The following is a 12,777-nucleotide window of genomic DNA, read 5'->3' as shown; positions in this document are numbered from 1 at the left end:
TCACGGCCTCCGGGCCGCAGCCATCAGAGCCCGGCGATGGCTCCTGCTGGGTTCTCGATGGCGTCGGCGACCGAGCGCATGAAGCCGGCGGCCGTCCCGCCGTCGCAGACGCGGTGGTCGAAGACGAACGACATCTGGGTGATGCGGCGCGGCACGATGGCCCCGTCGACGACCCAGGGCCGCTCGATCATCCGCCCGAACCCCAGGATCGCGACCTGCGGGTGGTTGATGATCGCGGCGCTGCCGTCGACGCGGAAGTTGCCGTAGTTGTTGAGGGTGAACGTCCCCGCGGTCAGCTCCTCCTGCGTCGAGCGGCCCGCACGAGCGCTCGCGGTGACGCGACGGATCTCGGTGTCGAGCTCGGACGTGGTGAGCCGCTCGGCCCCCATGACCGCCGGCACCACGAGTCCGCGCTCACCCTGCACGGCGAGCCCGAGGTTCACCTGGTCGAGCTGCACGATCTCGTCGCGCTCGGTGTCGATCCGGGAGTTGAGCACGGGGTGCTGGCGCAGCGCGGCGACGGTGAAGCGGGCCAGGTAGGCGAGCAGCCCCGGTCCGGGCGCTGCGGCATTGCGCGTCTGCTCGCGCAGCTCCCACAGCGGGGTGGCGTCGACGTCGACCCAGACCGTCGCCTCGGGGATCTCCGAACGGCTTCGGCTGAGGGTCGTCGCGACCGCTTTCCTGAAGCCGGTCAACGGAATTCGCGTCTCACCGCCGGTCTTGGCCGGGGCGTCGGAGGGCGGCGTCGAGCTCGTGTCGATGGCCCGGTCGACGTCGGCCCGGGTGATGAGCCCGTCGCGTCCAGTGCCCGTGAGCGACCGGAGGTCGAGCCCGTGGTCGGCGGCGAGCTTGCGCACGATGGGAGAGGACACCTTCGGCACCGCGCGCTGCGCGGGCGCCGCGGTCGGCTCCGACGTGACGTCAGCGACGGTCCGCCGTCGGCGTCGCCGCGCGTGTGCGGTTTCGGCACTGGTGCCATAACCGATGAGGACGTTGCCCGACCCGGCCTTCTCTTCTTCCCGGTATGCCGCGGCCTCGCGTCCCGGGGTGTCGTCGCCTTCCGTCGTCGTGGGCGTCGGCTGCGACGCTGCCGAGTCGGCTCCGCTGCCCACGGTGACGAGCGGCTTGCCGACCTCGAGCGTCTCGCCCTCGGACGCGTGCTGGGTGAGGACGCGGCCGGCATACGGTGAGGGCACCTCGACGACAGACTTGGCGGTCTCGACCTCGACCATGGCCTGGTCGACGGTGACGTCGTCGCCCTCGGCGACGAGCCAGCGCACGATCTCTGCCTCGGTGAGTCCCTCGCCGAGATCCGGCAGGAGGAAGGTGCGGTCGCTCATGCGTCCTCCCAGTTCAGCTCGTCGACGGTGTCGAGGATGCGGTCGACGCTCGGCAGCTGGAAGTGCTCGAGCTTCGGAGGCGGGAACGGGATGTCGAACCCGGTGACCCGGCGCACCGGCGCCGCGAGGTGGTGGAAGCAGCGCTCGGTCACCCGCGCAGCGATCTCCGAGGCCACGCTGGTGAACCCCGACGCCTCCGCGATGACGACGGCGCGCCCAGTGGATCGCACTGCGGCACAGACGGTTTCGTCATCGAAGGGAACGATCGAGCGCACGTCCACCACCTGCAGGCTGCGACCCTCCGTCGCGGCGACCTCGGCGGCCTCCAGTGCGGTGGGCACCGAGGGGCCGTAGGCGATCAGGGTCGCGTCGGTACCCTCGCGGACGACGCGCGCGGTCCCGATCTCGCCGGCTGGGGCGTCGAGTTCCACCTGGCCCTTGGCCCAGTAGAGCTTCTTCGGCTCGAGGAACACGACGGGGTCCGGCGAGGCGATCGCCGCCCGCAGAAGCGCATAGGCATCGGCCGGGGTGGACGGGCTGACGACGTGCAGCCCCGGCGTGTGCGCGTAGTAGGCCTCGGAGGAGTCGCAGTGGTGCTCCACCCCACCGATGCCACCGGCATACGGGATGCGGATCACGATGGGCGCGCTGAGGGCCCCGCGGGTGCGGTTGCGCAGCTTGGCGACGTGGCTGACGACCTGCTCGAAGGCGGGGTAGGCGAACGCGTCGAACTGCATCTCCACGACCGGGCGCATGCCGTTCATCGCCAGCCCCACGGCGAAACCCATGATGCCGGCCTCGGCCAACGGGGTGTCGAAGCAGCGTTGGTCGCCGAACTCGGCGGTCAGGCCGTCGGTGATGCGGAAGACGCCGCCGAGGGGGCCCACGTCCTCGCCGAAGACGAGCACCGACTCGTCCTGCGCCATCGAGTCGCGCAGGGCCCGGTTGAGTGCCTGCGCCATGGTGAGCGTCTCGACACCCCGGGCCGGGGTCGTGGTCGGGGCAGGGGCCTGGATCGTGGCGGTCATCGGGCGTCCTCCGTCGCGGTCTCGCGGCTCAGCTCGTCGGCGACCAGGGCAGCCTGCTCCTCGAGCTGTGGCGTCCGCCGGGCGTAGACGTGGTCGAACAGCTTGCGGTGGTCGGGTTCGACGTCGGTGTTGAGGCCGTCGCGCACCCGGGCGGCGACCACCTCCGCGGCCTCGGCGAGGTCGGCCGCCTTGGCGTCGTCGAGCAGCCCGCGCCCGCGCAGGTAGGTCTCGACCCGGGTCAGCGGGTCGCGGTGCACCCATGCCTGCACGTCGGCGTCGTTGCGGTAGCGCGTCGCGTCGTCGGCGTTGGTGTGCGCCTGCATGCGGTAGGTGTGTGCCTCGACCAGCTGGGGGCCCTCACCGTCGCGCGCGCGGGTGACCGCGTCGCCGAGGACGGACAGGAGCGCGGCCAGGTCGTTACCGTCCACCCGCTCGCCGGGTATGCCGTAGCCGATTCCCTTGTGTGCCAAGGAAGGCGCGACGGACTGGCGGGCCAGCGGCACGGAGATGGCGTACTCGTTGTTCTGCACGAAGAAGACGACGGGGGACTTGAACACCGCCGCGAAGTTGAGGGCCTCGTGGAAGTCGCCCTCGCTCGTCGCGCCGTCGCCGCACAACGCCATGACGACGGTGTCCTCGCCGCGCAGGGTGGCCGCGTGGGCGACGCCGACCGCGTGCAGCAGCTGGGTCGCGAGCGGGGTCGCCTGCGGTGCCACCTGGTGCTCGCGTGGGTCGTAGCCCGCGTGCCAGTCACCCTTGAGCAGGACCAGCACCTCGACCGGGTCGACACCGCGCGCCACCACCGCAGCCGAGTCGCGGTAGGTCGGGAACAACCAGTCCTGGCGGCCCAGGACCAGCGACGCCGCCACCTGGCAGGCCTCCTGCCCGTGTGACGATGGGTAGACCGCGAGCCGGCCCTGCCGCACCAGGGCGTACGCCTGGTCGTTGAGCCGACGGGCGGCGACGAGCGCGGCATACCCCTCGAGCAGTGCCTCGTCGTCCGGTTTCGCGCTCTCCCCGAGCGGGGTGAGCCGGCCGTCGGCGCCCAGGTGCTGGACCGGTTCCTCGGACGGGAGGAGGGAGTCGATGCCACGATGCATGCCGAGATCCTGCTGTAGCGGGCACGATGGGTTCCACCTGGTCGCCAATGTCGAGAACTTGTCGTCCTCAAGGCGCCTACGATGGGCCAAACGTCCACAATTGGAGCCTGACGAACAGGGAAGGGTGAGACACGTGGCCGAGCCCCTCGACGACACCGACGAACGCATCCTCGCCGCCCTGTCCGACGACGGCCGGCTGTCGATGCGCTCGCTCGCCGAGCAGCTGCACATCTCCCGCGCCAACGCCTACGCCCGCGTCGAGCGGCTGCGTACCAGCGGCGTGATCCGCGGCTTCCGGGCCGACATCGACCCCGTGGCGGCCGGGATGGGGACCTCCGCCTACGTCACCCTCAACGTCGACCAGGCCGACTGGCGCGACGTGCGTCGGCAGCTCGAGGAGCTGCCCGGTGTCGCACACATCGCGTTGGTGGGCGGCGAGTTCGACGTGGTGCTACTGGTGCGGGCGCGCGACAACGCCGACCTGCGACACGTCGTGCTCGACCGCATCCAGAGCTTCAAGGGCGTGACGAGCACCCGCACCCTGCTGGTCTTCGAGGAGCCGACGCCCAAGCATCCGGGCCTGTGGCGCAGCACCGACGTGGGAGCCCGCGACGGTCAGCGGGACCGGTAGATCTCCGCGTCGAGCCGATTGGGGTTCACGTCGAGGACCTTGCGGTCCCACTTGCCCAGGTCTGCGGCGAGGCCATAGGTCTCGTCGAGGAACGTGAGGAGCGTCTTCTCCGGGTGCTCGCTCGTCCGCACGTCGGCGTAGGGGAGGATCCACTCGCCCAGCTCGGTGTCGTAGTGGCCCGCCGACACGGTGCCGTCGGCGTAGCCGTCCGGGGCCGGGTAGGCGTAGGCGTAGAACGAGCCCTCCGCCGAGCCGCCGGACCAGAAGCCGGCGCTGGCGTTCTCGCGCGACTCGGCCTCCGCCATCACCCACGGTGGGCAGGACGGGGGGCCGGCGCCCTCGTGCGGTGGCGCCATCCGACCCGAGTAGCGCACGACCGACAGGTCCATCGACCCCCAGAACAGCTGCACCGGGCTGTCCTTCCCGGCGAACCCGGCCCGCCACAGCCAGAAGACCCGGTTGATCGCGCGCAGCTGCTGCCAGTACCTCGTGACCGCCTGCGCGTCGTAGCTCTTGTGCTCGGTGTCCTGCGCGAACGGGACCGCCGGAGCCACCTCGTTGGGGCTGGGCACGATGACGCACTCGAGGTGCAGCGACTGCATGGCGTCCATCGTCGCGGCGTAGAAGTCGGCGACCGTGCGCGGCTCCAGGGCCACAGTGCGCGTCGCCCCGTCGGTGCCGCGCAGCACGAGCTGGTGGTCGAGGAAGTCGAACTCGGCGTCGAAGCCGTGCTGGCCCTCGTGCATCAGCCGGGTGCGCAGGCCTCGCGCGCTCACCTCGTAGGCGACGTTCCACCAGTGGTTGAGCAGCGGCGTCGACACCATCTGGATCTTGCCGACGATCTGCAGCCACATGTGCAGCGTCTCCCGGGTGTCGGTCCAGCTGTCGACCGTGAGCTGCGGCCAGTTCTGCCCCTGGAGGAAACCGAGGATGGGCGCCTGCGATCCGCCTCCCGCCTCCGACGAGCTCACTTCAGGCCGCCCAGGAGGCGCTCCATCTCACCCAGCTCCGCGGCATACTCCTGCGGCCGCTCGCGAGGTCCGCACGCGGACAGCAGCCGCACGAACGCGGCGGCCGCGCGGTCGATCCGCTGGTCCAGCGACCCGGCGCCCGCGCCCGCGAAGTCGTCGGTCGCGGCATACACGGCGATGGGTGAGACGACCGCGTGCAGGTAGGAGAACATCGGGCGCAACGCGTGCTCGAGAACGAGCGAATGCCGTTCTGTCCCACCGGTTGCCGCGATGAGGACCGGCATGTCCTGCAGGCTCGGCTCGGGCAGCACGTCGAAGAACGACTTGAACAGACCGGAGAACGACGCGTTGAACGCCGGTGTCACTGCGATGAGGCCGTCGGCGCTCGCGACGGTGTCGAAGACCTGCTCCAGCTCGGCGCTCGGGAACCCCGTGAGCATCGCGTCGACGACCGCCCGGCCGACGTGACGCAGCTCGATGACGGGCATCTGGACGTCCTGACCGGGCAGGTGGTCGCGGACGGCGCCCGCGAGCCGGTCGGCGAGCAGTCGGGTCGAGGACGGCTCGCGCAGCCCTCCGGTCACCACGGCGATCGTCGTCATGCGGACTCCTCCTGGTCGGTGCTCTCGGGTGTGTCGTCGGTGCGCTGTTCTTCCCGGGCCTTGGCGACCAGGCTCGCGTGGGTGGGTGCGTCGGGCACGTCAGCGGGCCGGCCGATCGCAAACTCCTTGCGCAGCACCGGAACCACCTCCTCGCCGAGCAGGTCGAGCTGTTCGAGGACGGTCTTGAGCGGCAGCCCGGCGTGGTCGACGAGGAACAGTTGACGCTGGTAGTCACCGACGTAGTCGCGGAACGACAGGGTCCGCTCGATGACCTGCTGCGGCGACCCGACGGTGAGCGGGGTGTCGGCGGTGAACTCCTCGAGCGAGGGCCCGTGCCCGTAGACCGGTGCCTCGTCGAAGTACGGCCGGAACTCGTTGACCGCGTCCTGGCTGTTGGGCCGCATGAACACGTGCCCGCCGAGACCCACGATCGCCTGCTCGGGCGTGCCGTGCCGGTAGTGCGCGAACCGCTCGCGGTAGCGGGCCACCATCTGCTGGGTGTGGGACGCCGGCCAGAAGATGTGGTTGGCGAAGAACCCGTCGCCGTAGTAGGCCGCGAGCTCGGTGATCTCGGGCGAGCGGATCGACGCATGCCAGACGAACGGGGGTATGCCGTCGAGCGGCCGGGGTGCCAGCGTGAACCCCTGGAGCGGGGTGCGGTACTTGCCCTCCCAGTTGACGATCTCCTCGTCCCAGACGGCGCGCAGGAGCGCGTAGTTCTCCACCGTGAGGGGGATGGCCGCGCGCAGGTCCTTGCCGAACCACGGGTAGACCGGCCCGGTGTTGCCGCGGCCGAGCATGATGTCCATGCGTCCGTCGGTGAGGTGCTGCAGGACGCTGAAGTCCTCGGCGATCTTGACCGGGTCGTTGGTCGTGATGAGCGTCGTCGACGTCGACAGCAGGAGGCGCTCGGTCTGCGCGGCGATGTAGGCGAGCAGCGTCGTGGGGGAGGACGGCACGAACGGTGGGTTGTGGTGCTCACCGGTCGCGAAGACGTCGAGCCCGACCTCGTCGGCCTTCTTGGCGATCTCGACGGTGGCCTTGATGCGCTCGTGCTCGCTGAGCGTCTTGCCCGTGGTGGGGTCGCGGGTCAGGTCGCCGACCGTGAAGATCCCGAACTGCATCTGGCTCACCGGTGCCGACCTCCTCGCCCTCCGGGGCTCGTCCGTGGTGCTGCGTCCCCTGCGTGCACGATTCTTGCCGGACCAGCGCCCGGGGCGCGACCCCAGCGGGTCACTGATCGGTAAGGGCTGCCCGGATGACCTCGTAGTCGTGCTGGTCGATCTCGAACACCCCGAACCGGAACTTCTGCCCCCAGTGCCGCACGTCCTCGATGAAGTCGAGCTCCTCGAGCAGCGGCCGGATCGGTGCGGGCGACACCTCCACGAAATCGACGTTGCGCCGCCAGGGGTGGAAGTCGGGTGTCATCTCGACCTGGTAGGCCTCGTCGTCGCTCACCTGCCCGAGGGCAGTGAACTCCTGCAGCGTCGCGCCGTCGGGGTAGTCGGTGCGGGGGGAGTAGAACGCGATCCAGTCACCCCGCTCCATCCGGCGCAGCATGTGGGGCTTGCCGTGGTTGGCCTGGGTGAACCCACCCGCCATGCCGCGCTCGACGTGGCTGCGGCTCACCGTGTTCACCCAATAGGTCATGCGCCGACGGTATGCCGCGTCGCCGACACCGCGCCCCCGCCGCCGCCTCAGCTTTTCCGCGTCATGCGGGAAAGCTGGCTTCACTCGGGCTACTAGTGCGTGTGAAGTTCAACGTTCGCGCGTCACGCGGAAAAGTAGGGACTCAGGGATCAGGGGGCGACGAGGGACGCGGACTGGCCTGAGCGCTCCAACGACTCGGCCACGAAGCCGGAGGCCTTGAGCTCGTCGACCACGTCGCTCACGAGCTGCGCCGCCTCAGCGGGACGGTCGCGTGGAACACCCACCGCCTGCCGGATCTGCATGAAGCCCGGCTCGACGACCCGGTGACCCGCACTGGCCGCGACGAAGGCCTCGACCGGTTGGCGAATCCCGGCGCCGACCTCGAGCGACTGGTCCACGAAGACCTCGACGCCTTCGGCCCCGCGGACGAGTGTCGCGTCACGCAGCGTGCGGCTCAGGTGCAGGTCGTATGCCGATCCCTCCTTCACGCCGACGCGCGTTCCCACGCGGTCGACGTCGTCGGCACTGCGCACCGGTGAATCCTCGGCGACGACGTAGACGCCCTCGATCGCGACGTAGGGCGCGGAGAAGGCGACCTCCGTCTCGCGCGCCGGGTCGATCGCCAGGAAGCAGAGGTCGGCCGCACCCGTGGCCATCGCCTCGAAGGATTTGCGCGCCGCGTCGAAGCAGAGCAGCTCCAGTGGCACACCGAGCCGTCGTGCCAGCTCGCGCGCAAGGTCCACCGTCACGCCGCGCGGCTCGTCCGGAGTCCCCTGGGCGAGAACGGGATTGCCGAGGTTGATCGATGCGCGCAGCGTGCCTGTGGGGGCCAGCGCCGAAACCACGGTCTCTGGTGCCACCGTCCCGCTCATGCCGCTCCCTTCCAGTCGTCGCGCCGCAGTCGATAAAGCTGGTGGCGCCGCACCGGACTTCCCTCCGGCACCATCGGGTGGTCGAAGTCGCCGTCCTCGTCGCGGGTCATGCCCAGCTTGTGCATCACGTTCTGCGAGCGGGTGTTTCGCACCTCGACCATCGCCACGATCTCGTCGAGCCCGAGCTCACCGAAGCCGTGCTCAGCGCTGGCGACTGCTGCCTCGGTCGCATACCCGCGCCCCCACGCGGACCGCGCGAGCCGCCAGCCGATCTCGACGCACGGGGTGAAGTGCGCCTCGAACCGCGGGATCGACAGCCCCGTGAACCCCACGAACTCACCCGTCTGCACCACCTCGACGGCCCACAGCCCCCAGCCCCGCTCGTCGATGAAGGCGCGGATACGACCGGCGTTGGCATCGCTCTGCTCGCGGGTCAGGTGGGCCGGGAAGTGCGCCATCACCTCGGGGTCGTCGTTGAGGGCGGCGAACGGCTCCAGGTCGGCGTCGGTCCACTGCCGCAGCAGGAGTCGGTCGGTGCTCAGCTCGGTCACGGCGCCAGGGTATGCCGCGTCCGCCCCAGCTCGACGCGCCTCGCTCGGGAACCTTGAGCTTCACTCGGCCTACTAGGGCGTGTGAACCTCAAGTTCCCGCATGACGCGTAAAAGCTGGGGCGGTGGGGGCTAGTGGCCTTGGGTGACCGACGCTTCGTCGCCCACGAGGTCGGCGCGGTCGGCCTCGTCCTGGTCGAGCATCGTGCGCTCGTCGAACGGCAGGTCACCGGCCAGCACCGCATCGAGCCGCGGCCGGTCCACCTCCCCGACCCAGGTGCCGATGAGCACGGTCGCGACCGAGTTGCCGGCGAAGTTGGTGAGCGCCCGCGCCTCGCTCATCATCCGGTCGATGCCGACGATGAAGCCCACGCCGTCGACCAGGTCGGGGCGGTGCGACTGCAGCCCACCGGCAAGCGTCGCCAGCCCCGCGCCGGTCACGCCAGCAGCACCCTTGGACGCGATGATCATGAACAGCAGCAACGAGATCTGCTGCCCCAGCGTGAAGGGCTTGTCGAGCGCGTCGGCGATGAACAGCGACGCCATCGTCAGGTAGATCGCGGTGCCGTCGAGGTTGAACGAGTACCCCGTCGGCACGGTGATGCCGACGACCGGCCGCGAGACACCGGCGTGCTCCATCTTGGCGATGAGCCGCGGCAGCGCCGACTCCGACGACGACGTCGACAGGATGAGCAGGAACTCGCGGCCGAGGTACTTCAGCAGCTTGAACACGTTGACGCGGGTGAACGCGTAGAGCACGAGGCCCAGCACGACGAAGACGAACAGGGCACACGTCACGTAGAAGGCGAGCATCACCTGGAACAGGCTCTTGAGGGCGTCGAGACCGGTGGCGCCCACGACGGCAGCCATCGCTCCGAACGCACCGATCGGCGCGGCATACATGATCATCGCCATCAGGCGGAAGACGAGCCGCTCGAAGTGCTTGATGCCGGCCAGGATCGGCTCGCCGGCCGGCCCCATCTTCTGCAGCGCGAAGCCCACCAGCAGCGCCACGAGCAGCGCCTGCAGCACCGACCCGGACGTCAGCGACGACACGAGCGTGTCCGGGATCAGTCCGAGGATGAAGTCGACCGTTGTCTCGGCCTCGCCCTTCACCTGCGCCTGGCCGGTCTTGGCGAGCGCTTCGGTGAGGTGCAGGCCGGCGCCCGGCTTGACGATGTTGCCGACGACGAGGCCGATGGCCAGGGCGACGGTCGACATGGTGAGGAAGTAGCCGAGCGCGAGCCCGCCGACCTTGCCCACCTGGGCGGCGCGCCGCACCGACCCGATGCCGAGGACGATGGTGCAGAAGATGATCGGCGTGATCATCATCTTGATGAGGTTGACGAAGCCGGTGCCCAGCCACTTGAGCTTGAGCCCGAACTCTGGGAAGAAGATGCCAACGGCAATGCCGAGGCCCATCGCAATGATGACGGCGATGTAGAGGTAGTGCGTTCTGTCCCGCTTCGGTGCGGGTCGGTCGACGGCGTTGTCGGCACGTGTGCTCACGGTGTTCTCCCAGCTGTGTGGTCCCGGGTGCGTCCGGGATGACGAACAGCGACGATCGTGGCGTGGCCCGCGGTTAGGGTCACGTTTGTGTTCATTGAGTTCGGCGGTGCGTGAGTATGCCGCGCAGTCACCTCGTGCGCGCGCCGAACCGGTGGAGCGTGGCGGCCCAGACGTTCGCCCTGCAGGTGCTCGTGGGGCTGCTCGTCGTGGGTGTGGGGGTGACCGCCGTCTACGTGCAGGCGAGGCGGGCGAGCACCAAGGAGGCGACCGAGCGCGCCCGTGCCGTGGCCGAGACCGTGGCGGCCAGCCCGTCGGTCGTCGCCGGGCTGAGGGACGACGACCCCGCGGGGCTGCAGGAGTTCGCCGAGCGCACGCGGGTCGAGACCCGCACCGACTTCGTGGTCGTCATGACCCGTGACGGCATCCGGTTCACCCACCCGGACACCGCCCAGATCGGCAAGCCGTTCATCGGCCACATCGACGCCGCCCGGGCCGGTGGGGAGGTGGTCGAGGACTACACGGGAACGCTCGGCCCGTCGCGCCGCGTGGTCGAGCCCGTCCGCGACGACCAGGCCGCTCAGACAGGTCAGGGCGGTCAGGACGTCGTCGGCATGGTGGCGGTCGGCATCCGCAAGTCGGCGGTGAGCGCCCAGGTCCAGGGACAGCTCCCCGCGATCCTGCTCGCCGGTCTGGTCGCCGCGCTGCTCTCCGGCCTGGGCACCGCGCTGGTCGCCCGACGGGTGCAGCGGCAGACGCGTGGGCTGGGGGAGCGCCAGCTCGGCGACATGGTCCAGTACTACGACGCCGTCCTGCACGCGGTTACCGAGGGCCTGCTGCTCGTGGACCGGCAGGGCCGGGTGCGGCTCGCCAACGACGAGGCCACCCGGCTCCTCGACCTGCCGCCCGACCCCGTCGGCAGGAAGGTGGCCGACCTCGGTCTCGCCGACGCCCTGACCAGCGCCCTCACCGACGACGACGAACGGCTGGACGAGCTGCACGTGACCGCCGCCCGGGTGCTCGTCCTCAACAAGGCCCCTGCGGAGTGGCAGGGCCGGCAGCTGGGGCACGTCGTCACGTTGCGTGACCGCACCGACCTCGAGCACCTCACCGGCGAGCTCGACTCCGCCCGCGGCCTCACCGAGGCGCTGCGCTCGCAGGCGCACGAGTCGGCCAACCGGCTGCACGCGATCGTCAGCCTCATCGAGCTCGGCCACCCGGACCGCGCACTCGCCTTCGCCACCGAGGAGCTCCAGCTGTCGCAGGGCCTGACTGACGCGGTGGTGGGCGCTGTCTCCGAGCCGGCCCTCACCGCCCTGCTGCTCGGCAAGGCGGCGCAGGCGAGTGAGAGCGGTATCGACTTCACCATCGACCCGGACGCGCAGTGGCCGTCCGACGCGGCGCCCGCCCGCGACCTCGTCACGATCGTCGGCAACCTCATCGACAACGCCTTCGAGGCGGTCGCGACCGTCGAGCCGCCGCGCCGGGTCACCGTCGACGCACGCCTCGACGGGGACACCGCGGTCCTCGAGGTGTCCGACAACGGGCCCGGGCTGCCGCCGGGTGCGGTCGAGCAGGCGTTCCGGCGAGGGTTCAGCACCAAGCAGGAGGGGAGCGCCGGTCGCCGCGGCATCGGGCTCGCGCTCGTGTCACAGTCGGTCGCCCGGCTCGGTGGTGAGCTCGAGGTGACCGGCCCGCCCGGCGCCACCTTCACCGTCCGGCTGCCGTTGCGGCCCCAGCCGGATCCGACCGGGCAGGAGGGTGCTCGTGGCGGATCACGCTGACGCACCGGCCCTCGCCGTCCTCGTCGTCGAGGACGAGCCGGTCGCACTCGAGGCCCACGCGGCATACGTCACGCGGGTGGCCGGCTTCACGGTGGCCGGCACGGCGGCGACGTCCCAGCAGGCGTTGCGCGTGCTCGACACGACCCCGGTCGACGTGGTGCTGCTCGACATGAACCTGCCCGACCGCCACGGCCTCGACGTCATCCGCGCCATGCGGACGGCGGGCCATCGCGCGGACGTCATCGCCGTCACCTCGGCGCGCGAGCTGGAGGTGGTGCGCTCGGCGGTGTCGCTCGGGGTGGTGCAGTACATCCTCAAGCCTTTCGTCTTCGCGACGCTGCGGGACCGGCTCGAGGCCTACCGCGACTACCGCGCGCAGGTGCGCTCCGGCGAGCAGGTCGCCAGCCAGGACGAGGTCGACCAAGTGGTCGCAGGGGTGCGCCCGACCCGGGCCGCGCTGCCCAAGGGGATGTCGGAGGAGCTGCTCGGGCGGGTCACCCGCGAGCTCCGGGGGGCCGGCGCACTGTCGGCGACCGAGCTGGCCGAGCGCCTCGGCGTCAGCCGGGTCACCGCGCGGCGCTACGCCGAGCACCTCAGCGACGCGCGGCTCGTGACGCGCTCGCAGCGGTATGCCGGCGCCGGCCGCCCCGAGATCGAGTACCGCTGGACCTGAGGCCGCTGCGTCTGCGTCAGTGGCGGCTATGGCAACCGTTGACGCAGACGTTGGGTATGCCGCCCGCTTGCG

13 protein-coding genes are annotated in these 12,777 nt (G+C 70.5%); 3 read left to right on the top strand and 10 right to left on the bottom strand.

Going from position 1 to position 12,777, the window contains the following annotated elements; all coding sequences use genetic code 11:
* Positions 1 to 23: 23 nt before the first annotated feature.
* From HJG52_RS05685 to pdhA, 3 genes are read right to left on the bottom strand one after another with little or no spacing between them, the layout of a single operon-like run.
* Positions 24 to 1,340 (bottom strand): dihydrolipoamide acetyltransferase family protein, encoded by a 1,317-nt coding sequence (locus tag HJG52_RS05685; RefSeq protein ID WP_171242511.1) that lies wholly within the window; start codon positions 1,338 to 1,340, stop codon positions 24 to 26.
* Positions 1,337 to 2,368 carry an alpha-ketoacid dehydrogenase subunit beta gene (locus HJG52_RS05680; protein ID WP_171242510.1) on the bottom strand — a complete coding sequence of 344 codons (1,032 nt, stop codon included), beginning with the start codon at positions 2,366 to 2,368 and terminating at the stop codon, positions 1,337 to 1,339. The genes HJG52_RS05685 and HJG52_RS05680 overlap by 4 nt, the downstream gene beginning before the upstream one ends.
* Positions 2,365 to 3,468, bottom strand: coding sequence for a pyruvate dehydrogenase (acetyl-transferring) E1 component subunit alpha (pdhA, locus tag HJG52_RS05675; protein WP_171242509.1), 1,104 nt, complete (start codon positions 3,466 to 3,468; stop codon positions 2,365 to 2,367). The genes HJG52_RS05680 and pdhA overlap by 4 nt, the downstream gene beginning before the upstream one ends.
* Before the next feature lie 133 nt (positions 3,469 to 3,601).
* Here pdhA and HJG52_RS05670 point away from each other — a divergent pair, with 133 nt between their 5' ends.
* Positions 3,602 to 4,099 (top strand): Lrp/AsnC family transcriptional regulator, encoded by a 498-nt coding sequence (locus HJG52_RS05670; RefSeq protein ID WP_346767583.1) that lies wholly within the window; start codon positions 3,602 to 3,604, stop codon positions 4,097 to 4,099.
* On the opposite strand, the gene HJG52_RS05665 is transcribed toward HJG52_RS05670, so the two are convergent.
* The 7 genes from HJG52_RS05665 to HJG52_RS05635 form a co-directional block, all read right to left on the bottom strand.
* Positions 4,084 to 5,070, bottom strand: coding sequence for a DUF5996 family protein (locus HJG52_RS05665; protein ID WP_346767582.1), 987 nt, complete (start codon positions 5,068 to 5,070; stop codon positions 4,084 to 4,086). The genes HJG52_RS05670 and HJG52_RS05665 overlap by 16 nt on opposite strands.
* A complete protein-coding gene (locus tag HJG52_RS05660; protein WP_171242507.1) occupies positions 5,067 to 5,672 on the bottom strand; it encodes an FMN reductase in 606 nt (201 codons plus the stop codon). The genes HJG52_RS05665 and HJG52_RS05660 overlap by 4 nt, the downstream gene beginning before the upstream one ends.
* Entirely contained in the window at positions 5,669 to 6,796 is a 1,128-nt protein-coding gene (locus HJG52_RS05655; RefSeq protein ID WP_171243106.1) for an LLM class flavin-dependent oxidoreductase, read from the bottom strand. The genes HJG52_RS05660 and HJG52_RS05655 overlap by 4 nt, the downstream gene beginning before the upstream one ends.
* Positions 6,797 to 6,905: 109 nt before the next feature.
* Complete coding sequence (locus HJG52_RS05650; protein ID WP_171242506.1) at positions 6,906 to 7,322, bottom strand: EVE domain-containing protein; 417 nt, start codon at positions 7,320 to 7,322, stop codon at positions 6,906 to 6,908.
* A gap of 149 nt (positions 7,323 to 7,471) precedes the next feature.
* Entirely contained in the window at positions 7,472 to 8,194 is a 723-nt protein-coding gene (locus tag HJG52_RS05645; protein ID WP_171242505.1) for a transporter substrate-binding domain-containing protein, read from the bottom strand.
* On the bottom strand, positions 8,191 to 8,745 hold the full coding sequence (locus HJG52_RS05640) for a GNAT family N-acetyltransferase (RefSeq protein ID WP_171242504.1): 555 nt from the start codon (positions 8,743 to 8,745) through the stop codon (positions 8,191 to 8,193). Before HJG52_RS05640 ends, HJG52_RS05645 begins: the two co-directional genes overlap by 4 nt.
* A 129-nt stretch (positions 8,746 to 8,874) precedes the next feature.
* Positions 8,875 to 10,251, bottom strand: coding sequence for a cation:dicarboxylate symporter family transporter (locus HJG52_RS05635; protein ID WP_171242503.1), 1,377 nt, complete (start codon positions 10,249 to 10,251; stop codon positions 8,875 to 8,877).
* A 116-nt stretch (positions 10,252 to 10,367) separates the two neighbouring features.
* Here HJG52_RS05635 and HJG52_RS05630 point away from each other — a divergent pair, with 116 nt between their 5' ends.
* The gene (locus HJG52_RS05630; protein ID WP_171242502.1) at positions 10,368 to 12,032 is read left to right on the top strand and encodes a sensor histidine kinase; all 1,665 of its coding nucleotides are present in this window, start codon (positions 10,368 to 10,370) and stop codon (positions 12,030 to 12,032) included.
* Complete coding sequence (locus tag HJG52_RS05625; RefSeq protein WP_171242501.1) at positions 12,016 to 12,705, top strand: response regulator; 690 nt, start codon at positions 12,016 to 12,018, stop codon at positions 12,703 to 12,705. The genes HJG52_RS05630 and HJG52_RS05625 overlap by 17 nt, the downstream gene beginning before the upstream one ends.
* The last annotated feature ends 72 nt before the right edge of the window (positions 12,706 to 12,777 follow it).

The organism is Knoellia koreensis (assembly GCF_013041615.1).
Lineage (GTDB): Bacteria > Actinomycetota > Actinomycetes > Actinomycetales > Dermatophilaceae > Pedococcus > Pedococcus koreensis.
Note: the sequence above shows the minus strand (reverse complement) of the source record. Positions and strands in the feature narration are given on the sequence as shown.

What these genes read in the sequence shown, in the direction of transcription:
- HJG52_RS05685 (WP_171242511.1), bottom strand. Translation starts at nt 1,340, where the DNA reads ATGAGCGACCGCACCTTCCTCCTGCCGGATCTCGGCGAGGGACTCACC.
- HJG52_RS05680 (WP_171242510.1), bottom strand. Translation starts at nt 2,368, where the DNA reads ATGACCGCCACGATCCAGGCCCCTGCCCCGACCACGACCCCGGCCCGG.
- pdhA (WP_171242509.1), bottom strand. Translation starts at nt 3,468, where the DNA reads ATGCATCGTGGCATCGACTCCCTCCTCCCGTCCGAGGAACCGGTCCAG.
- HJG52_RS05660 (WP_171242507.1), bottom strand. Translation starts at nt 5,672, where the DNA reads ATGACGACGATCGCCGTGGTGACCGGAGGGCTGCGCGAGCCGTCCTCG.
- HJG52_RS05655 (WP_171243106.1), bottom strand. Translation starts at nt 6,796, where the DNA reads ATGCAGTTCGGGATCTTCACGGTCGGCGACCTGACCCGCGACCCCACC.
- HJG52_RS05650 (WP_171242506.1), bottom strand. Translation starts at nt 7,322, where the DNA reads ATGACCTATTGGGTGAACACGGTGAGCCGCAGCCACGTCGAGCGCGGC.
- HJG52_RS05645 (WP_171242505.1), bottom strand. Translation starts at nt 8,194, where the DNA reads ATGAGCGGGACGGTGGCACCAGAGACCGTGGTTTCGGCGCTGGCCCCC.
- HJG52_RS05630 (WP_171242502.1), top strand. Translation starts at nt 10,368, where the DNA reads ATGCCGCGCAGTCACCTCGTGCGCGCGCCGAACCGGTGGAGCGTGGCG.